General features: G+C 56.4%; 18 protein-coding genes and 1 pseudogene. 6 read left to right on the top strand and 13 right to left on the bottom strand.

Annotated elements, in window-relative coordinates; translation table 11 throughout:
* Nucleotides 1-67: 67 nt before the first annotated feature.
* The 9 genes from recC to rppH form a co-directional block, all read right to left on the bottom strand.
* Nucleotides 68-3,442 (bottom strand): exodeoxyribonuclease V subunit gamma, encoded by a 3,375-nt coding sequence (gene recC / locus OSH03_RS11990; protein WP_266179148.1) that lies wholly within the window; start codon nt 3,440-3,442, stop codon nt 68-70.
* Between the two features lie 12 nt (nt 3,443-3,454).
* Entirely contained in the window at nt 3,455-3,778 is a 324-nt protein-coding gene (locus tag OSH03_RS11985) for a prepilin-type N-terminal cleavage/methylation domain-containing protein (RefSeq protein ID WP_266179147.1), read from the bottom strand.
* Nucleotides 3,763-4,164, bottom strand: a complete 402-nt coding sequence (locus OSH03_RS11980) for a DUF2509 family protein (RefSeq protein WP_266179146.1) — start codon at nt 4,162-4,164, stop codon at nt 3,763-3,765. Before OSH03_RS11980 ends, OSH03_RS11985 begins: the two co-directional genes overlap by 16 nt.
* On the bottom strand, nt 4,161-4,721 hold the full coding sequence (locus OSH03_RS11975) for a prepilin peptidase-dependent protein (protein WP_266179145.1): 561 nt from the start codon (nt 4,719-4,721) through the stop codon (nt 4,161-4,163). Before OSH03_RS11975 ends, OSH03_RS11980 begins: the two co-directional genes overlap by 4 nt.
* A complete protein-coding gene (locus tag OSH03_RS11970) occupies nt 4,712-5,176 on the bottom strand; it encodes a prepilin peptidase-dependent protein (protein ID WP_266179144.1) in 465 nt (154 codons plus the stop codon). The genes OSH03_RS11975 and OSH03_RS11970 overlap by 10 nt, the downstream gene beginning before the upstream one ends.
* Nucleotides 5,177-5,360: 184 nt before the next feature.
* Nucleotides 5,361-6,155, bottom strand: a complete 795-nt coding sequence (gene thyA / locus OSH03_RS11965; RefSeq protein WP_061097204.1) for a thymidylate synthase — start codon at nt 6,153-6,155, stop codon at nt 5,361-5,363.
* 6 nt (nt 6,156-6,161) lie between these two features.
* Nucleotides 6,162-7,037, bottom strand: coding sequence for a prolipoprotein diacylglyceryl transferase (gene lgt / locus OSH03_RS11960; RefSeq protein WP_028014284.1), 876 nt, complete (start codon nt 7,035-7,037; stop codon nt 6,162-6,164).
* Between the two features lie 227 nt (nt 7,038-7,264).
* Nucleotides 7,265-9,511 (bottom strand): phosphoenolpyruvate--protein phosphotransferase, encoded by a 2,247-nt coding sequence (gene ptsP, locus OSH03_RS11955; protein ID WP_061097203.1) that lies wholly within the window; start codon nt 9,509-9,511, stop codon nt 7,265-7,267.
* A gap of 12 nt (nt 9,512-9,523) precedes the next feature.
* The gene (gene rppH / locus OSH03_RS11950; RefSeq protein ID WP_013098553.1) at nt 9,524-10,054 is read right to left on the bottom strand and encodes an RNA pyrophosphohydrolase; all 531 of its coding nucleotides are present in this window, start codon (nt 10,052-10,054) and stop codon (nt 9,524-9,526) included.
* A 442-nt stretch (nt 10,055-10,496) separates the two neighbouring features.
* On the opposite strand from rppH, the pseudogene OSH03_RS22195 reads away from it, so the two are divergent.
* The 4 genes and pseudogenes from OSH03_RS22195 to OSH03_RS11930 all read left to right on the top strand — a co-directional run.
* Nucleotides 10,497-10,649, top strand: a pseudogene (locus OSH03_RS22195) (hypothetical protein); the annotation flags it as partial.
* A gap of 88 nt (nt 10,650-10,737) precedes the next feature.
* Entirely contained in the window at nt 10,738-11,430 is a 693-nt protein-coding gene (mutH, locus tag OSH03_RS11940; RefSeq protein ID WP_151412380.1) for a DNA mismatch repair endonuclease MutH, read from the top strand.
* A gap of 128 nt (nt 11,431-11,558) precedes the next feature.
* Nucleotides 11,559-11,777 (top strand): YgdI/YgdR family lipoprotein, encoded by a 219-nt coding sequence (locus OSH03_RS11935; protein WP_014885085.1) that lies wholly within the window; start codon nt 11,559-11,561, stop codon nt 11,775-11,777.
* Nucleotides 11,778-11,908: 131 nt separating this feature from the next.
* Nucleotides 11,909-12,949 carry an NADP(H)-dependent aldo-keto reductase gene (locus tag OSH03_RS11930; protein WP_061097201.1) on the top strand — a complete coding sequence of 347 codons (1,041 nt, stop codon included), beginning with the start codon at nt 11,909-11,911 and terminating at the stop codon, nt 12,947-12,949.
* Between the two features lie 82 nt (nt 12,950-13,031).
* On the opposite strand, the gene lplT is transcribed toward OSH03_RS11930, so the two are convergent.
* Both lplT and aas read right to left on the bottom strand, forming a co-directional pair.
* Nucleotides 13,032-14,225 (bottom strand): lysophospholipid transporter LplT, encoded by a 1,194-nt coding sequence (lplT, locus tag OSH03_RS11925; protein WP_266179143.1) that lies wholly within the window; start codon nt 14,223-14,225, stop codon nt 13,032-13,034.
* Nucleotides 14,218-16,377, bottom strand: a complete 2,160-nt coding sequence (gene aas, locus OSH03_RS11920; protein ID WP_266179142.1) for a bifunctional acyl-ACP--phospholipid O-acyltransferase/long-chain-fatty-acid--ACP ligase — start codon at nt 16,375-16,377, stop codon at nt 14,218-14,220. The genes lplT and aas overlap by 8 nt, the downstream gene beginning before the upstream one ends.
* A gap of 623 nt (nt 16,378-17,000) precedes the next feature.
* Between aas and galR the strand changes: the two genes are divergently transcribed.
* Nucleotides 17,001-18,017: an HTH-type transcriptional regulator GalR gene (gene galR, locus OSH03_RS11915; RefSeq protein WP_061097198.1), complete on the top strand. Its 1,017-nt coding sequence runs from the start codon at nt 17,001-17,003 to the stop codon at nt 18,015-18,017.
* Here the strand turns inward: galR and OSH03_RS11910 are convergent.
* Nucleotides 17,978-18,463, bottom strand: coding sequence for a GNAT family N-acetyltransferase (locus OSH03_RS11910; protein ID WP_266179141.1), 486 nt, complete (start codon nt 18,461-18,463; stop codon nt 17,978-17,980). The two genes, galR and OSH03_RS11910, sit on opposite strands and share 40 nt — an antisense overlap.
* A 220-nt stretch (nt 18,464-18,683) precedes the next feature.
* On the opposite strand from OSH03_RS11910, the gene OSH03_RS11905 reads away from it, so the two are divergent.
* Entirely contained in the window at nt 18,684-19,721 is a 1,038-nt protein-coding gene (locus OSH03_RS11905; RefSeq protein ID WP_266179140.1) for a LacI family DNA-binding transcriptional regulator, read from the top strand.
* Here the strand turns inward: OSH03_RS11905 and lysA are convergent.
* Complete coding sequence (gene lysA / locus OSH03_RS11900; RefSeq protein WP_266179139.1) at nt 19,691-20,953, bottom strand: diaminopimelate decarboxylase; 1,263 nt, start codon at nt 20,951-20,953, stop codon at nt 19,691-19,693. The two genes, OSH03_RS11905 and lysA, sit on opposite strands and share 31 nt — an antisense overlap.
* Nucleotides 20,954-20,967: the final 14 nt, after the last annotated feature.

Raw genomic sequence — 20,967 nt, 5'->3', positions numbered from 1 at the left:
ACATCAGTCCGTGATAAGAAGTGCATCATAAATGAACACCCCATGCTGCGCAATTTTTATACAGCGCTCAGGACTGATTAAATTTAAACAACGGTAACAGGTAGCGCTGTGCCTCTTCCGTAATAGCCTCGAAGTATTCTGGCTCAAGCGTTCGCCATAAACGTTGATACCAGACATCCTCACCTTCACCGCGCACCATCATGTTTCCTTCATAGGCCTGCATAAATTTACTGCGCGCTTTCTGCAGCGAAGCCTCATCCGTTAACATCGCATCATTCTGCGCGTCATAACAGGCTTTTATCCACGCACCGCCGCTTTCGGGCAGTAACAGGAGGGGTTTGTTCATTCCCTGAAGATAGCCCTCAATGTACAAAGACAGATAGCGTAACGCCTGTTCTGCCTCCATGGGTGGGAAGCGCCACTCGCCCTCTTTGCGCACAAAGATCCGGCTTTCGCCTTTATTCCCACCCGCACTGTAGACAAGATGTTCCAGCCAGAGTTGCAATCCTTGTGAAACGCTGAGCAGAGAAGGCCGCCAGCGCAGTAGCCCATCCGGCTGAACCTGGGTTAACCAGCCCGTGAGCTGTATACCATTGCAGCTGAGATCGATTTCGATGCTTTGTCCGGGCTGGCGGTGCTCCCTTACGCGCTCCGCCAGCGCGGTCATCTCCTGGCACTGCGCCTCCCAGACGATTTCCCCAAAGGCGCCATAAGGCAGTTGCCCTGCGGCACGGTAGCGGCGGTAAAGTTTGTCAGCATCTTCCTCTTCAACCAGCGCATTCAGCAGCTGGAGGTTGAGCTGATAGCGCTCCAGCCCTTCCAGAGTAAAGGGTTCTGCATCCGGAATTTCGCTCTCTTCAGAACGGAAGTTGACCTGCAATCGCTGCTGGAAGAAGGCGCGCACCGGATGCGCCCAAAACCGCTGAAGCTGTTCGAAAGCCAGGGTGTTAATGGGCAGCGGGTCAAGCGGCTGAATGAAATCCGTATGGGCTCGCCCCTCTTTTTTCGCTGCCGGCAGCCATTCGCGGGCATAGCTCTGCTGTTCGCTGACAATATAGTTTACCGGGTCAAACGGCATGCGGCTGTGGATACAGGTAATGTGCGCCTTCACCCGCAGCTCGCTTTCATCGCAGTTAAGCGCTTCATCGCCAGCCAGATAGTGGCTCTGGCCGATATAGTCCACCAGCTCCTGCACCAGAACGGAGGGGAAGCGCTCGCTGTTGTCCTGAATGGAGCGGCCGATATAGCTGATATAGAGCTTACTTTGAGCGGAGATGAGCGCTTCAAGGAAGAGATAGCGGTCATCATCACGACGGCTACGGTCACCCCGCTTTGGATCTGCGCTCATCAAATCAAACCCCAGCGGTGCCAGGGTCCGAGGATAAACCCCGTCGTTCATGCCAAGCAGACAGACCACTTTAAAGGGAATTGAGCGCATTGGCATCAGGGTGCAAATATTGATGGGACCTGCCAGGAAACGCTGGCTGATTCGCTCCTGGTCAAGGCGCTGCGTCAGCTCATCTCTCAGCAGCGACAAAGGAATCGCCTCGTGATAGTGGGAATTCACGCCCTCGTCGACGATAGCCTGCCACTGCGTTTCAATGAGCGCCATCGCTGCTTCGGTGTCACTGTCTGGCAGGAAGAAATCATTAAGTAACGCCCTGCAAACCGGGAGCCACTCTTCAAGCGGACGCGGCTGCATTAGCTCACGGCGCCAGCGATTAAGCTGCATCAGCAGAGAAGCTAAATGCCCTACCAGTTCAGCAATCAAACCGCTGGACTCATCGTAAGGCAGCACGTCGTTCCACTCGCCCTGGCTGCTCTCCATGGCGTAGCCCAGCAGCATACGCGTCAGGCCAAACCGCCAGGTATGCTGCCCGGTTGGGGGAAGCTCGAACTCCTGGACGTTATCGTCATCGATGCCCCAGCGAACGCCTGATTCGTTTACCCACTGGCGAAGGTAGCGCAGCCCTTCTTCATTGATGTTGAAGCGTGCAGCCAGCACGGGAACATCCAGTAACGCCAGAACATCCTCGGAGACAAACCGGCTATCCGGCAGTGAAAGCAGGGTAACAAATGCCTGCAATGCCGGGTGCGACTGACGGGCACGACGGTCAGAGATGGCGTAAGGCAGGTATCGCTCACCCGTCGCACTGCCGAAGACGGCCTGAATAAAGGGGCTGTAGCTGTCGATGTCCGCCACCATCACCACGATATCGCGCGGCGTCAGTTCAGGGTCGTCCTGCAGCATCGCCAGCAGCCGATCGTGAAGCACTTCGACCTCACGCTGCGGGCTATGACAAACATGGACTGTGATACTGCGATCTTCAGCGTCCAGCTTCCGCTTGCTGTCGCTGCGCTCAAACTCTTTCGCCGTCACGCCCATGACGGCGCGGTTTTCCAGATCCAGAATATCTAACTGAATATTATGCAGCAGGCTATCCGGGGCGATCTCGACAAAGGCGTCAACGTCACCTTCGCCTGATGACGTTATATCGGAGAGCATGTGAATGTAATCACGCCCCAGCTTCCCCCACGAGGCAAGCAGTGGATTGGGCAGGTTCTGGATGCCGTCTTCATCAAAAAGTTGCCCGGCAGTCGAACCGTCTTTAAACAGCGGGACGGATCGTTCTTCAAAAAGACGCTTTCGCTGGCGAGTCACCAGCCGCGCAAGCCAGCGTTCGTCGAGGATATCCCCCCAATACTGTCGGCAAGGGTTGGTGAACAAAATATGGATATCAATATGTTTACCCAGCGCATTCAACGCCTTCAGATAAACAGGCGGTAATGCGGATATCCCACAGATAAAAACGCGTGACGGCAGCCGGACTGGACGCTCCGACGCATTCTCGAGTATCGAGATAAACCGATCGTACAGGTTGGCACGGTGCCACTTAGGCTGCCCAAGTTTCTCCGTATGCTCTACCAGCGCTTTCCACAGCGGTGCCTGCCATATTTGCGCCTCCGGTAGCCCTTCAACCAGTTCGCCCGCTTCCCAGCGAATTAACCAGTCAGAACGGTAAACAAGGTATTGGTCGTAGAGATCGGCGGTGCGCGACGCCAGCTGGAACAGCTTGCGCTTATCGGTATCGTCAATGAGGTAGTGGCGCAGCATGGCGAATTCATCGTGCTGCAGCATCTCCGGCAGCAGCGCCATCAGCTTCCAGCTCATGCCCTGCTTGTTGAAGGCGCTCTGCTCGGGAATATCCGGCAACACGCGAACAAACATCTCCCAGATAAAGCTCGCGGGCAGCGGGAAATCAATATTCGCGGCAATGCCAAACTTACGGGAAAGCGACATTTGCAGCCACTGTGCCATACCGGTGCTCTGCACCAGCACCATTTCAGGCTCAAAAGGATCGTCGAGCCGCTCGCGCTCAACGATAAATTCCATCAGCGCTTCCAGCACATCCAGACGATTTGAGTGGTAGACCCTTAACATAGACGCTCCCGACTACTGGCTAACCGGGCAATGCAGACGCGTAATCTCACCGCGTCGCCCCAGAGGAGAAATAAGTGTAACCGTGATGCTGACACATCCTGCGTGCGTTGTCTGCACCCGACTGGCCTGCCAGCCTGCGGGCAGAACATTTGTTGAGAGCTGGGCCTGATTCCAGGCATGGTGCCAGAGCTGGCGATACTGGTTAAATAGCGTAAAGCGCGCCGCCAGCGCCCGATGATAGCCGGCCAGTGCCATGACGATGATGACCAGCAGCAGCATCGCCAGCAGAACCTCTACCATGCTAAATCCTTTTTCTTTGCTTACGGCAGCTGGCATAGCGAACGCTCCTTTAGCGGGCAAAAATCACTCCAGCCGTGAGGGGAGAAGCGAATTTTACCGTCGACGATCTCTCCTGAACGCCAGAGCAGCAGGTCGTTGACTCCGGCAATCAGTAAAACAGCGGTCTCACTCAGCCGCCGCAAACACACTTGCCGCGCGGGTGCTTTTTTGCACTGGACTTCAGGACCGGGTGACCAACTCTGAACGCGGCCCCACTCAAGCGCTGACTGTACATAAGCCTGCTGCTGCAGCGAACGACTCTCACCGCCAACGAGCGCGCTGAACGTTGTCAGCTGCTGGTTAAGGCCGGTGAGGATCAGCGTACCAAGCACCAGTAAAAGCAGAACCAGCGCCAGCGAAGACATACCGCGTTGACGGTTCACAGGTTGTACCCCGTGACCGTATACAAAGCCTGATAAGGCTCCCCTTGATCGCCTTTGCGCAGGGCGGACAGTTCGATATTCAGCTCCGGCGCAAACCCGGCGTGTGTTACTTTCCTCACCACAAAATGCGCGATGGCAAGCCTGTCCGGGTCCGTGAGCTTTTCCCATCCCTTACCTTCACACGAGGTTGCCCCACGAAGGGTTTCCAGCGCGCCCGATTCCAGACGAAAACCGGTGCTGTCGTTTTCTGATGCACTGCGATCCCAGCGACCGTTACTGTTGGCATCCCACCGAACAATGACGCAACTGCCCTGCCTTGCGATCGCCAGCCCCTGCCCCTGGCAGTTCCCCGCACAGTAACCCGCACGCTGAAGCTGTTTGCCAAGAGCAAACAGGCGCTGCCAGACCTCTTCTTCCAGCTCTCTCTGGCCGGATTGCAGCAGTACCGCCCGCTGCAATCCGGGTAGAAAGCGTGATGCGCCAATCAACAACAGGCTACTGATGGCCGTGGCAATCAGAACTTCAGTCAGCGAAAAACCGCGCTGTCTCATCGACATGAACCTCCTTGTGAGACCTTACACATTCTGATGCGCCCTCCGTCTGAGACTATGATCAGCCATTCTCCGGCACGGCTTTGAACCCTTATTCGCCCTGCCCATGCCGTATCCCTTAACCCATAGAACCCTAATGACGGCGTGACCTCGCGCACCGCGACCTCAGGCCAGAGTGGAATCAGGACAAAGGGGCTGCCCTTCTCACAGCCTTGTACAGCAGCGCTCGCCAGACACTCCTGTCCCCCAACCCGTAGCTGGGTTACGTGATGGTCGCGGTTGTACCTGTTGGCATCGTTTCGCAGAAACACCAGATAGTCGCGCACCTGGCCGGCGGTTTGCCACAGCCGCTGCTGCCGCTGCCAGCTTTCCCAGCCGTACAGACCTGAAGCGCTGAGTATGACAACCAGCGAGACAGCCACCAGCGTTTCGATAAGCGTAAAGCCGTTCTCTTTTTTCATGCGGGAAGTGTGGCGATTCGCCGTGGGCGTGGCGAGCGGTGAATAAGGGTTTTACGAGGCGTTATCCGAAGAATTGAGCGTGTTGCAGCGCGTTGCACGCTTTCTGGATAACGCCCCGGAAAACGGGATAAAGACGAAAAAAAACCGGCGCTAAATAGCACCGGTTGTGTCACGCTTTACCGCATCAGATAGCGACGGGCGCTTTGATGCCAGGGTGCGGGTCGTAGCCCTCAATCTCAAAATCATCAAAGCGGTAATCGAAGATCGATTCCGGTTTGCGTTTGATAACCAGCTTCGGCAGCGCGCGCGGTTCGCGGGTGAGCTGAAGATGCGTCTGTTCCATATGATTGCTGTAAAGATGGGTGTCCCCACCTGTCCAGACGAAATCACCCACTTCCAGGTCGCACTGCTGCGCCATCATGTGGACTAACAGCGCATAGCTGGCAATGTTAAACGGCAGGCCGAGGAACACGTCACAGGAGCGCTGGTAGAGTTGGCAGGAGAGCTTGCCGTCGGCCACATAGAACTGGAAGAACGCGTGGCACGGAGCCAGCGCCATTTTATCCAGCTCACCCACGTTCCAGGCGGAAACGATGATTCGGCGCGAGTCCGGATCGTTTTTTAGCTGGTTCATCACGGTGGTGATCTGGTCAATATGGCGGCCATCAGGCGTTGGCCATGCGCGCCACTGCTTGCCGTAAACCGGGCCCAGGTTGCCGTTTTCATCTGCCCATTCGTCCCAGATGGAGACGTTATTTTCGTGCAGATACGCAACGTTGGTATCGCCTTGCAGGAACCAGAGCAGTTCATGAATGATCGAGCGCAGGTGGCAGCGCTTTGTCGTCACCAGAGGGAAGCCTTCTTGCAGATTGAAGCGCATCTGGTGGCCAAAAATGGAGAGCGTACCGGTACCGGTACGGTCGTTTTTCGGCGTGCCCTCATCGAGCACTTTTTTCATCAATTCAAGATACTGTTTCATGGTTCCTCAGGAAAGTTGTTGCTGTGGACGACGACGATACGCCCAAATCATCATAATGGCACCCGCGACAATCATCGGAATGGAGAGGATCTGCCCCATGCTGATGTACTGTACCCATTCGCCGGTAAACTGCGCATCCGGCTGGCGGAAGAATTCGACGATGATGCGGAACGCGCCATAGCCAATCAGGAACAGCCCGGAAACAGCTCCCATCGGGCGCGGCTTGCGAATAAACAGGTTCAGGATGATAAACAGCACCACGCCTTCCAGCGCCAGCTCATACAGCTGGGACATATGACGCGGCAGCACGCCGTAGGTATCGAAAATGGACTGCCACTCCGGGTGCGACGGCAGCAGCGCGATATCTTCCGCGCGGGAGCCCGGGAAGAGCATCGTGTACGGTACGCTTGGGTCAACGCGGCCCCACAGCTCGCCGTTAATAAAGTTGCCCAGACGACCCGCTCCCAGACCAAACGGGATCAGCGGTGCGATAAAATCTGACACCTGGAAGAAGTTGCGTTTGGTGCGTTTGGCAAAAATCACCATCACCAGGATCACCCCAATCAGGCCGCCGTGGAAGGACATGCCGCCGTCCCAGACGCGGAACAGGTAGAGGGGATCGTTCAGGAACACCGGGAAGTTATAAAACAGTACATACCCAATACGGCCACCGAGGAACACGCCGAGGAAGCCTGCGTAAAGCAGGTTTTCAACTTCGTTTTTGGTCCATCCGCTGCCAGGACGGCTGGCGCGACGGCCCGCGAGCCACATGGCAAAAATGAAGCCCACCAGGTACATCAGACCGTACCAGTGAAGCGAAACAGGTCCTACTGAGAAAATGACCGGATCAAACTCCGGAAAATGCAGATAACCACTGTTCATCTGTCACCACAAGATGTTGTTATTCCGCTGAAAGTGGACAGCGGTAGAAATGCGATTCTGCCTTAAGCAGAGGCTCCAAAGTTGCGAATCATAGCATAAGGCGGGCGCGGAGGATGCGCCAGAGATGTAAAAGATGTGTATAGGGTTTTGTGCGTGCTGGTCCCCTCACTCTGCCCCTCTCCCCAAAGGGGCGAAGGAATTGTTCGCTGCGTGGGGGAGGAAAGGCTTTAGCGACCACCGCGAATCAGGCCGCCCATACCGCGCCGTTCCATAAATGCCGCGACCTGGTGACGCACCTCAGCTGCCAGCTGCGCGTCAAGGCTGCGCTCGGCCAGCTCGCGGGCATCATTGACGTCTATATGACGCAACAAATACTTCACGCGCGCTACAGCGCGGCCGTTCATCGACAGATGGCGGTACCCCAGACCAATCAGGATCGCGACGCACATCGAGTCTCCGGCCATTTCACCGCACAGGCGTAGATCAATGCCGTACTGTTCAGCCTCACGGGCAATCATCGCCAGCGCGCGAATGATCGCCGGGTGCAGGCTATCGTAGATACTGGCGACGCGGGTGTTGTTCCGGTCAACGGCCAGAATATATTGCGTCAGATCGTTGGTACCGACAGAGATAAAATCAACGCGGTTTGCCAGCTGCGGCAGCATAAAGACCATAGACGGCACTTCGAGCATGACGCCGATCCGTGGTTTCGGGATCGCATAGCCAATCATCTCTTCCACTTCACGACCAGCACGTTCGATCAGGCGCCGCGCTTCGTCGATTTCATCTATGCTGGTGACCATCGGCAGCAGGATGCTGAGATTGCCCGTCGCGGCGTTGGCGCGCAGCATCGCGCGCACCTGGATCAGGAAGATCTCCGGCTGATCGAGCGTAATGCGGATCCCGCGCCAGCCCAGACACGGATTCTCTTCGCTGATCGGCATATAGGGTAGCTGTTTATCCGCCCCGACATCCAGGGTTCGCAGGGTGACAGGCTTGTCGTTGAACATCTGCAACATACCCTGATACTGCGCCACCTGCTCCTCTTCGGAGGGGAAACCGCTCTGCAGCATAAAGGGGATTTCAGTGCGGTATAAGCCAATACCGTCGATGCGGCTGCCAAGCTTCTCTTCGTGCTCGGGGCTTAAGCCTGCGTTGAGCATGACTTTGATCCGCTCGCCGCTTTTCAGCTGCGCGGGCAGGTTAACGTCATCTTCCGCCAGCTTGCTTAATTCATTCTCTTCGCTGATGAGACGCTGATATTCCTGGAGCAGAACCGGCTCAGGATCGACCAGCAGTTCACCGCGGTAACCATCCACCACCAGCGTGCGGCGGTGCAGCACCGAGGGCTGAATATCCGCCCCCATAACGGTAGGAATACCGAGCGCGCGCACCATAATGGCGGCATGGGAGTTCGCTGCACCATCGCGTACGACAACCCCGGCGAGTCTGTCCTGCGGCAGCTCGGCCAGCGTGGTTGCCGAAAGTTCATCGGCAACCAGCACAAACCGTTTTGGCCAGGCATTTGGCCCCTGAATGGTGTCATCGAGGTGGAACAGCAGGCGCTGTCCCAGCGCGCGGAGATCTCCCGCCCGCTCTTTCAGATAACCGTCGGTCAGCGCCGCGAACTGTTCGGCAAATTTTTCGATGACCTTTTTAACCGCCCACTCCGCGACTGCGCCTTTATCAACCTCGGCAAAAAGTTCACGGCGCAGACGCGCGTCGGAAAGCAGGTGCGAGTAGAGGTCAAAAATGGCCGCCGTCTCTTTTTGCGCACCAGCGGCAAAGCGCTTGCTGTAGCGACGGAACTCATTGGCCGCCTCTTCCAGCGCGGCGGTAAGACGCTCGCGCTCCAGCGCTTCATCAAGCGTGGAGGCTTCGTAGACCTGCTCCATTAACGGCAGCGTGGCGTCCATCCAGCCTTCTGCAATCGCCACCCCTGGCGATGCCGGCAGGGCGCGAATGCGCGTATGGCGATACTGACCGAAGAGCGCGGCAAGCTGAGACTGAGAGAGGATCGCCGCCATCTGTGTCGCCAGCGTAACGAGGAAGGACTCTTCGCTTTCATCATACTGACGCAGCTCGCGCTGCTGGACGACCAGCACGCCGAGCAGCTGACGACGCTGAATAATCGGCACACCCAGAAACGCGCGGAAGCGCTCTTCTTTTACGGAAGGAATGTATTTAAAGCTGGGGTGTTTTTGCGCGTCGGCAAGGTTGATAGGTTCAGCCAGCCGTCCAACCAGGCCGACGATACCTTCATCAAATGCGAGCGTTACGGTGCGTCCCCGCGGCTTTTTCAAACCGCGGGTCGCCATCAGGTAATAGCAGCGCCGATCGTGATCGGCCAGATACACCGAACAGACCTCGGTCTCCATCGCAAGACAGATGTCAGTGACCAGAATATTCAGCGCCTCGTTGAGACGCGGAGCGCTGGCCACCTTCTCGACTATTTCTCGCAAGCGGGTGAGCATGATTTGCGTAGCTTAACCTCTTTTACGTCGCCAGGCAGGTGCGCTCTGCGGCTTAGGCGGGATCTCCTGAAGCTGCATCACCACACTTGCAAACTCTTTCATCACCCTACGGTAAACATCGCGCTTAAATGACACGACCTGACGAACAGGATACCAATAGCTCACCCAGCGCCAGCCATCGAACTCCGGCGTACTGCTGGTTTGCATATTGATGTCCGAATCGTTGCCCACCAACTGCAGAAGAAACCACTTCTGTTTCTGGCCGATACAAACCGGCTTTGTGTCCCAACGCACCAAACGTTTCGGTAACTTGTAACGCAACCAGTTGCGGGTCGAAGCGAGGATGCGAACATCTTTTCGGCTTAAACCGACCTCTTCAAAAAGCTCCCGGTACATCGCTTGTTCTGGGGACTCTCCCGGATTGATCCCGCCTTGCGGGAACTGCCAGGAGTGCTGACCATATCGACGGGCCCACATGACCTGGCCCTGACGATTACAAATTACTATTCCTACGTTCGGGCGGTAGCCATCGTCATCAATCACCGGACTACCCCAAACTAAACCTTATATATGAATGATTGTTTCACACTACAGTGAGGCGGTAAACCACTCTCTTACAGGCCTGCAACCTAATAACATTTGAATAACTCACAAATAAGTGCAGAGTTATAAACAGATATACGGTAACGAAGGCAATTTTATTCACCTTTTCTGTGGATATAGTTGTGAAGAAGTGTCTGATTACCGATGAACAACCTGAAACGGCCTCTGCCCTACTGTTTCCCCCCTTCAATATAAAGATATATTTTTCATGATATTATACCAATAGCAGCAAACAAAACGCAGAATAGCGTGACGATCGTCACAGCAGGGATCGTCGTGCTGATGAAAGATCGAACAGCGTCGGTTTTATCCACAGATTGTGCCAATAAGTTAGGCACAATTTGTTTGAAATTTGGATTTTCATCGCACGTCAAGGCTGTAAATTGAAACAGTAGTCAGGGTTATGCCCAGTTATCCCACTTTTCTGTGGATAACATGGTGTAAGATCCTGTTTATTGTCAGTGACCAGATTTGAACAACCCGTTTTTCGTCTCTGAGGAAACCGTGGGAAAGTCATAAAAAAACCTATAAATCATGCACATGGAATATTGGTACAGATAAAGTTAAACTCTATCCACAGGGGACTCTTTCTTCGTTTATTTTTTAATCAAAAGGTTATCGTCATGCATCCGCTTTCACCCTTGCTCTCACCACCGTCGAGCGAAAGCCAGCTGCTACAGCAGGCTCAGCGTCTGGCAGGCTTCTCGCTGGGCGAACTGGCGGCGATGGCAGGGCTTCCGATCCCAAAGGATCTGAAGCGAGATAAGGGCTGGATCGGCATGCTGCTGGAGCTGTGGCTGGGTGCCAGCGCCGGGAGCAAGCCAGAGCAAGATTTCGCTGCCCTTGGCGTAGAGCTAAAAACCATCCCCATCGACAGTCAGGGTCGGCCCCTGGAGACCACCTTTGTCTGCGTAGCGCCCTTAACCGGCAATACCGGCGTGACGTGGGAAACCAGCCACGTGCGCCATAAGCTGAAACGCGTGCTGTGGGTACCGGTTGAAGGTGAACGGCAGATCCCGCTGGCTGAACGCCGCGTTGGCGCGCCGCTTCTCTGGAGCCCGGATGAAGAAGAGGAGCATCAGCTGCGCCTGGACTGGGAAGAGCTGATGGACATGATTGTGCTCGGTCAGGTCGAGCGAATTACCGCCCGGCACGGAGAAGTGTTACAGCTGCGCCCGAAAGCGGCAAACAGCAAAGCGCTTACCGAGGCGATCGGCGCGATGGGCGAACCCATACTGACGCTGCCGCGCGGTTTTTATCTCAAAAAGAATTTCACCGGCGCTTTGCTTGCTCGTCATTTCTTACTTAAAACATAGTTTTTTACTTATTTTGCGAGCTCACAAACATAATCACCTGGTTTTTAAGATTTTACCGCTTCACCCTGTTGCCATAACGGGTTAATACTACACTATGATTTGATACGAGCCAGATGAGGACGATAACGATGAAAAAATGGGCGGTGTTAATTTCAGCAGTCGGGTTGGCGTTTGCCGTATCGGGCTGCAGCAGCGATTACGTCATGGCGACGAAAGATGGCCGGATGATCCTGACCGACGGCAAACCTGAAGTCGACGACGATACCGGTCTGGTCAGCTACCACGACCAGGCAGGCAATAAAATGCAGATCAATCGCGACGAAGTCTCGCAAATTATTGAGCGATAACGGTCAGAGGTCAGTGGCTTACTGGCCTTTTTGATTTTTTTCTTCCCCTTTTGCTTCCCCTCTGCCATGTTTATATTCCTTTGTCGGGAGGTTCCTGACGCGGTCTACATGTCTATTGAAGGAAGCCGGCTATGCATTATCACCGTATCCCCCACAGCGCTCTGGAGATAAGTCAACTGGGGTTGGGCACGATGACATTTGGTGAACAAAACAGCGAAGCCGATGCCCATGCACAACTCGATTATGCCGTCAGCCAGGGGATTAACCTGATTGATGTGGCAGAGATGTACCCTGTGCCTCCACGCCCTGAAACGCAGGGACTTACCGAAACCTACGTCGGTAACTGGCTGGCAAAACGCGGTAACCGTGAAAAGCTGGTTATCGCCTCGAAAGTGAGTGGCCCCGCGCGTAACAACGATGCCGGGATCCGCCCGAACCAGATCCTCGATCGCAAAAATATTCGCGCCGCGCTGGACGCGAGCCTGAAGCGCCTGCAAACCGACTATCTCGACCTGTACCAGGTCCACTGGCCTCAGCGTCCAACCAACTGTTTTGGCAAGCTGGGCTACAGCTGGAACGAGAGCGCCCCCGCCGTTACCCTTCTGGAAACGCTGGAAGCGCTTACGGAGTGCCAGCGTGCGGGAAAAATCCGCTACATTGGCGTGTCCAACGAAACGGCCTTTGGGGTCATGCGTTATCTGCACCTGGCGGATAAGCACGATCTGCCGCGTATCGTCACCATCCAGAACCCTTACAGCCTGCTTAACCGCAGCTACGAGGTGGGGCTGGCCGAAGTGACGCAATATGAGGAAGTGGAACTGCTCGCCTATTCATGCCTCGGTTTTGGCACCCTGACGGGGAAATACCTGAACGGTGCGAAACCGGCCGGGGCGCGTAATACCCTCTTTAGCCGCTTTACCCGCTACAGCGGCGAGCAGACGCAGAAAGCCGTTGCAGCCTATGTGGATATCGCGAAGCGCCACGGCCTTGATCCGGCGCAGATGGCGCTGGCTTTCGTGCGCCGTCAGCCGTTTGTTGCCAGCACCCTGCTTGGCGCGACGACCATGGAACAGCTGAAAACGAACATTGAGAGTTTCCATCTGGAGCTGAGTGAAGAGGTGCTAGCAGAGATTGAAGCGGTGCATCAGGTTTATACCTATCCTGCGCCGTAATAAAAGCAAAACGGCAACGCACGTTGCCGTTTTTAGGGTTTGCTCCCTCTCCCGCTGAGGAGAGCGCATCAGGCCGCACTTATCAACGACGACGCTGCCAGATCCACAACCCCGCAATCGCCGCCGCGAACAGTCCACCAAATCCGACGCCAATCGCCACCACCGGTACACCCACTTTTACCGCCAGCGAGTAGAGCCCCAGCATTAACAACATGGCCAGGTTTTCACCGAGGTTTTGTACCGCAATGGCATTCCCCGCCCCGACGGTCTGCTTGCCGCGCTCCTGGAGTAACGCATTCAGCGGTACCACGAAGAAACCACCCAGAATACCAATCAGGATCAGCAGGGCATAAGCGGGCAATAACGCATATTGCAACGAGAAAATAAGCACCACGACGCCAATCAGGATCCCTGCGGGCATGCAGCGTGCTACCGTCTCGAGCGTCACCAGCTTCGCCGCCGCGCCCGCGCCAGCCACAATGCCGATCGCCACCATCGCATTAAGATAGGTCGGCGTCGCATTGTCCGTAATCCCCAGCGCAACCGGTACCCACAGGACCAGCAGGAAGCGCAGCGTGACGCCTGCCCCCCAGAACATACTGGTCCCCATCAGTGAGAAACGCGTTTCCCCGTTACGCCACAGCACGCGGCACGCGTTAAAGAAACTGCCGGTCATCGGTTTAAAGCGCCAGGATTGCCCCGGGCGAGCCACCGGCAGCTTAGGAATAAACAGGTTCGCCACGACTGCCCCGCCATACACCGCCGCACAGACGCCCAGTGCCGCCAGGACATGCCAGTCGGCCAGTACGCCACCCGCGACGGAGCCAAGGAGGATAGCCGCGATAGTCGACGACTCCATCAGGCCGTTGGCCTTCACCAGCTTATCGCCCGTGGTCAGCTCCCCGAGGATGCCATACTTCGCCGGGGAGTAAGCGGCAGCGCCGATGCCCACCAGCGTGTAGCCAATAAACGGGTTGAAGCCAAAGCAAATGCTGGCGGCCCCCAGCAGCTTGAGACCGTTGGCAAACATCATCACCCGGCCTTTGGGGAAGCTGTCCGCCACCTGCCCCACAAACGGGGCAAAGATAATGTAAGCGCCCACAAACACCATCTGCAGGATCGGCTGGCTCCAGTCGGGGTAAAACTCGGCTTTCAGCAGCGCCAGGGTGGCAAACAGCAGAGCGTTATCACCGAACGCAGAGAGAAACTGCGCGGCGATAACCGCCATCATGCCTTTCGAACGCAGCGAGGTGTTAGTGTGTACTGACTCACGCATTATGCTGTTCCGCCTCTTCAACCATGCCTTTCAGGGTCACAAAATCGGGCTTGCCGCTCCCCAGCACCGGAAGCTGCTTCAGGTGGCGAATATCGCGCGGCACCGCCAGTTCAGGGATACCGTGTTCACGCGCATAGCTCAGTAGCCTGTCGCGCTTAAGCTCGCCGTCGGTGGTAAACAACACCAGCGCCTCGCCTTTGCTGGCATCACTCTTGACCACCGTCGCATGCATTTTATCGGCAGAGACGGCCGTCGCCAGCTGTTCAACCATTTCCAGAGAGACCATTTCACCGGCGATTTTGGCGAAGCGTTTTGCACGTCCCTGAATCTGCACAAAGCCCTGCTCGTCGAAACGGACGATATCACCGGTGTCGTACCAGCCGGTTTCAACCTCGCCGTTGACGTTTTCCGCCGTTGGCGCTTCCAGCACGCCTGGGTTTTCCACGCGCAGGTAACCATTCATCACGTTCGGCCCTTTCAGCTGCAGGCGGCCACCCTCCTCAATGCCCGGCACGGCCAGCAAGCGCGCGTCCATCCCCGGCAGAATTCGGCCCACCGTACCCGGTTTCGCCGCCATAGGGACGTTGATGGAGACAACGGGCGCGCACTCGGTAACGCCATAACCTTCAAGAATGCGCAGGCCAAACTTGTCCTGCCAGATCTGACGCGTGCTCTCCTGCAGCTTTTCCGCACCGGCCACCACGTATCGCACGCGATAAAAATCATACGGATTGGCGAAACGGGCATAGTTACCCAGGAAAGTTGAGGTCCCGAACAGGACGGTGCAGTTACGGTCATACACCAGCTCCGGCACAATGCGGTAGTGCAGCGGGCTGGGATAGAGGAATACTTCTGCCCCGGTCAGCAGCGGCGTGAACAGCCCCACCGTCAGGCCAAAGGAGTGGAACAGCGGCAGCGCCGACATAAAACGGTCATTCGCGGTAAAGTCGGCAATGCTTTTGATCTGCTCAACGTTCGCCAGAATACTCTTGTGGCTGTGGACCACGCCTTTCGGGTTGCCCTCCGAACCCGACGTGAAAAGGATAATCGCGTCATCTTCCGGCTGCTGTTTGACCTGCGCCAGATGCGGCATCAGCAGGTGCGCAAAGATCCACAGCTTGTCGCCGGTGGTCACGTCCGCTTTCAGATCTTCCAGAAATACCCAGCGCACCTGAGTCAGCTGTTCCGGCAGATGCCACAGCTTGCCTTTGTCCAGGAACTGTCGGGAGGTAAAGACGGTATTGATTTGGGCGGCGGTAATGGCGCTGGTCAGCCCTTTCACGCCCGCCGTATAGTTCATCATCGCCGGTATACGGCCACGGGAAACCGCACCAAAAATCACCGCCGCGCTGATGCCCGCGTTTGGCAGCATCAGGCCGATCTTTTCGCCCTTCTTGCTGTACTTCTCCAGAATCCGGCCCACAAACAGCGTCTTGGTCAGCAGCTTGCGGTAGGTATCCGGGGTGAAGTTGATGTCTTCAATACAGTTTTTCTTTGCGCCATAGCGATACTGCGCCGAAAGCAGGGATTCATACAGCGTTTCCCGCGGACGAACGGCCATGCGCGCTTCCATCATAATCTGGTGCAGCATTTCCCCGGCGATTTTACGGCGATCGCGGGCGCGCGGCGCGTCGGGCATCGGAAGCGACGTTGGCGGCAGAATATGCAGGGTGATTTTGGGGAACAGGCGCTGCTTCACCAGCCCTTTCAGGCGGCTGAAGTGGGTTAACTCTGCGCCTTCAATACGCAGCGGCACCACGGTCGCTTTTGACTTCGCCGCGACAAAACCCGCGCCGTCGTAGATTTTCATCAGCGAACCGGTCACTGAAATGCGCCCTTCCGGGAAAATCACCACCGGACGCCCCTGCTCTACCAGACGTACCAGATGTTTAATCATCATCGGCTTTGTCGGGTCAAGCGGCACAAAATCAATCAGCGGCGTGAGCCAGCGCATATACCACTGCTGGCTGATGGAGGTATAGACCGCAAACACCGGGCGCACGGGCAGAAACAGCGCAAGCAGGATGCCGTCTATAAAGGAAACATGATTGGGTGTGATGAGAACGCGCTCGCCGCGAAGCGCCTGAGCATCGCCAGTGACGCGGATGCGAAAGAGAATACGGAACAGTGTACGGAAAAACCCAAATAGCATCTCAACTCCCTTTGCCAGCCAGTTTGAAGGGTTGATAGTAAATGGTGGCAGATTACACGAGAAGTGATACGGGAGCGACAGCAAAAGTGGAGGCAAAAAAAAACCTGCGCATCCGCGCAGGTTGGTGCAAGTGATGAGTACGAAATCGTACTAAGAATTCTCACCAATCAATACCTCTGGGATCTTGATTGTGGCGGTTGACCCTGCGCTTCGCCAGCAGGAAAACGCAAGGGAATGAGCCGAAATGCAACCAGGTGTGAATATTCTCTGTTGCTGTTACAGGTTGAACTTTCAGGCAAAAAAAACCTGCGTAAGAACGCAGGCTGGTGTAAGTCGTGTTAATCAACCGGAGTTGATTCCACCTATCAATACCTCTGGGATCTCGACTCTACCAACCTCTTTAACGTCATCGCCACCGGACAATCGCAACAGCCTGAGGCAAAGTGTAACCAAAGGTTCAGATTGACATTCTTCTGACATGACCAGACGTGTAACGATTACACTATCAGGGTTGGTCTGCGTCACGTTTGTGGCGCGCGGAAACCGGCTTCCCTTGAATGCACGTCACTTTTCCGCAACACTATTTAGTGTGTAAACGCTTACCCCAAATAAGAAGGTTATAAATGGCGACAATAAAGGATGTGGCTCGTCTGGCAGGTGTGTCGGTAGCCACCGTCTCCCGCGTGATTAATGATTCACCCAAAGCCAGTGACGCATCACGCCAGGCGGTACAAAGCGCCATGGAAACCCTGAACTACCATCCGAATGCCAACGCCCGCGCGCTCGCCCAGCAGTCAACGGATACCATTGGGCTGGTGGTGGGAGACGTTTCCGACCCCTTTTTCGGGGCGATGGTGAAAGCGGTTGAACAGGTTTCCTATCAGACGGGTAATTTTTTACTGATCGGCAATGGCTATCATAATGAACAAAAAGAACGCCAGGCCATCGAGCAGCTGATCCGCCACCGCTGCGCGGCGCTGGTGGTTCACGCCAAAATGATCCCGGATGCCGAGCTGATTCACCTGATGAAGCAGATGCCCGGCATGGTGATTATCAACCGTATTATCCCCGGCTTTGAAAAACGCTGTGTAGCCCTCGACGACCGCTACGGCGCCTGGCTTGCGACCCGTCATCTGATTCAACAGGGCCATACCCGGATTGGCTATCTCTGCTCCAATCACCCCATTTCTGATGCGGAAGACCGCCTGCAGGGCTACTACGACGCCCTGCGCGAAAACGGTCTGCCGTGTAATGACCGCCTGGTGGCCTACGGTGAACCGGATGAGAGCGGCGGCGAACAGGCCATGACGGAGCTGCTGGGTCGCGGACGAAATTTCACCGCGGTCGCCAGCTATAACGATTCGATGGCCGCCGGGGCAATGGGCGTCATGAATGACAACGGGATCGAGGTGCCGGCGGAAATCTCGCTGATTGGCTTTGACGATGTTCTGGTCTCCCGGTACGTGCGCCCGCGCCTGACTACCGTACGCTACCCCATCATCACGATGGCCACCCAGGCCGCAGAGCTGGCGCTGGCGCTGGCCGAGCAACGCCAGCCGCCGGAGATTACCCACCTCTTCAGCCCAACGCTAGTGCGCCGTCACTCCGTTGCAGCGCCCGCTGACGCGCAGAGCGAATAGCGATACAGGTGTACGGTTTTATCCGGATACTCCAGCCCATCGCCAATATACTGCCAGCCGTAACGTTCATAGAAGTCGCGGCAGGCAGACCAGAGATGGAGTTCCTCGTACCCGGCCCGTGCGGCGAAGCGAATAACATGCTGCTGTAACTCTCCTGCCAGCCCCTTACCGCGCGCCGCGTCGTCAACATAGAGCGCCGCCAGCCACGGATAGAGATCCTGACGGGTAATCAAATCACAGCGCCAAAGTCCCACAGTGCCGAGAAGCCGTTCATCCTCTACGGCGATAAACGTCAGCGGCAGGGCACCCGGCGTCTGGCTGTGCGCAACGATGCTGTGAAAAAATTCCCGCGGTACCCCCTCGCCAAAGTCGTTCCAGAGCCAGTCGATGACCTGCTCCGCATAGCGCGGTGCCTCGTAAAGCGGGAGAATGGCGGTCTTTTTCACGTTTCACCTGCGTTTTTAATGAATTTGCTGGCCTGATGCCTCCAGCCCGGTTTGTCGATTATTTTACCAGAGTCAAACTATTTAGTTTTACTTCTGGCAGGCCTGGCGAATCGTGACCAAAAAGCGTGATCGTGGCAGAAGTTTTGCGCTTCCCGCATCGCTTATACGCTGTCAGGTCTGTGTTAAACTGCAGACCATTACGTGGAAGCAGGAATGTAGAATGGCAACAATGCTGGATGTCTCACTGCGCGCGGGCGTGTCGAAGGCTACCGTCTCGCGCGTGCTGAACGGCACAGGTCAGGTTAAAGAGAGCACGCGTCAGCAGGTCTTTGCTGCGATGGAAGAGCTGGGCTACCGCCCAAACTTTCTCGCGCGTTCGCTGGCTAACCAGACCAGCAACAGCATTGGTCTGGTCGTCTCTACCTTTGACGGCTTTTACTTTGGTCGTCTTTTGCAGCAGGCGTCACGGCAGACCGAAACCCACGGGAAACAGCTGATCGTCACCGACGGTCACGACGCGCCAGAGCAGGAAGAGCAGGCGGTGCAGATGCTGGCCGACCGCCAGTGCGATGCCATCGTGCTTTACACGCGCTATATGAGCGAAAAAGCGATCATCAAGCTGATTAATACCGTGCAAACGCCGCTGGTGGTCATCAACCGTGAAGTCAGCCAGGCCCCGGAGCGCTGCGTGTTCTTCGAACAGCAGGATGCCGCGTTTAAGGCGGTGGATTACCTGATCAATCAGGGCCACCGGGAGATCGCCTGCATTACCGTTCCGATCCACACCCCCACGGGTAAAGCGCGGCTGATGGGCTACCGCAAGGCGCTGGAAAAGCACGGCATTCGTCTGGACGAGCGTCGAATAAAGTACGGTGATGCGGGAATGACGCGGGGCTATGAGCTGTGTAAAGAGCTGATTGCTGAAGGGGTGTCGTTCAGCGCGCTGTTTGCCTGTAACGATGATATGGCGCTGGGCGCGTCCAAAGCGCTGCATCAGGCAGGGCTTAAGATCCCGCAGGATATCTCCCTGTTCGGCTTTGATGATGCCCCAAGCGCGAAGTGGCTGGAGCCTGCGCTGTCGTCGGTTTATCTGCCGATAGATAACATGATCGTCATGGCTATCGATCAGGCGATCCGGCTGGCGAAAAACCAGCCGGTCGATGCGATCCCGCCGTTTACCGGCACGCTTGTATTACGCGATTCGGTCACAACGGGGCCGTACTTTCATCAAACGAGCTCCAGCGCCAGCAGCTCCTGAATGGTCTGTCGACGGCGGATCAGCCGCGCCTTGCCGTTATCAAACAGCACTTCCGGCAGCAGCGGACGGCTGTTGTAGTTCGAGGACATAGACGCCCCGTACGCTCCGGTGTCGTGCAGCACCAGGTAATCGCCCGGCTTCACCTCCGGCAGCGCGCGGGTTTCAACTTTGCCGCCTTCCTGCTGGGTAAACACGTCACCGGATTCACACAGCGGGCCTGCGACCACCGTCTCGCGGCGCGGGGCGTGCGTTAAATCGCGGCCATCGGCAGCCAGGGCGGTAATGTGATGGTAGCTGCCGTACATGGACGGACGCATCAGGTCGTTAAAGCCCGCGTCAATCAGCACGAAGTGGCGGGAGCCCATCTCTTTGACGCTGCGCACCTGCGCCACCAGCACGCCGGCTTCGGCCACCAGGAAACGACCCGGCTCAATTTCCAGCTTCACGGCATGGCCCAGATGCGCGGCGATCCGATCGCGCGCGGCGCTCCACAGGCCATAATAGTGATCGGTGTCGATCGCCTCTTCCCCTTCACGATAAGGAATGGAAAGACCGCCACCGGCAGAGATCGCCTCCAGATCCTGACCGAAGTCAACAACCTGCCGCACCATCGCCCCGCACACCTGTTCCAGGTGCCCGTAATCAACGCCGGAGCCAATGTGCATGTGAATGCCCACCAGCTTCAGGCTGTAGCGCTGCAGTACCTCAAGCGCGGCAGGCATATCGGCATACCAGATCCCGTGCTTGCTGTTCTCACCCCCGGTATTGGTTTTTTGGCTATGGCCATGACCAAAGCCCGGGTTCACCCGCAGCCAGACGCGATGACCTGGCGAAACCTGCCCAAGCTGCTCCAGCATATCCACAGAACCGGCGTTCACCGGCACCTGCAGTTCATGCACGCGCGCAAGCGTGGCGTCGTCAATCACATCCGCGGTAAAGACGATCGCGTCAGGATCGGTTTTCGGATCAAAGCCAGCCGCCAGCGCACGCTCGATTTCACCCAGCGACACGGAGTCAACCTTCACGCCCTGCTCGCGCATCAGGCGCAGAATATGAATATTGGAGCAGGCCTTCTGGGCAAAACGCACCACGTCAAACTGATGCAGGGCGGCGATCTTCTCGCGAACGATCTGCGCGTCGTAGACCCATACCGGGCAGCCAAACTCGGCGGGCAGGCGCAGCAGGTTTTCAGCGTTCAAATCGGTATCCGTCTGGTTGAGCGGGCGTGGCATGGTCTTCTCCGGTT

The organism is Enterobacter nematophilus (genome assembly GCF_026344075.1).
Lineage (GTDB): Bacteria > Pseudomonadota > Gammaproteobacteria > Enterobacterales > Enterobacteriaceae > Enterobacter > Enterobacter nematophilus.
The sequence above is the reverse complement of the archived record's forward strand: the minus strand, read 5'-3'. Positions and strand labels throughout refer to the sequence as shown.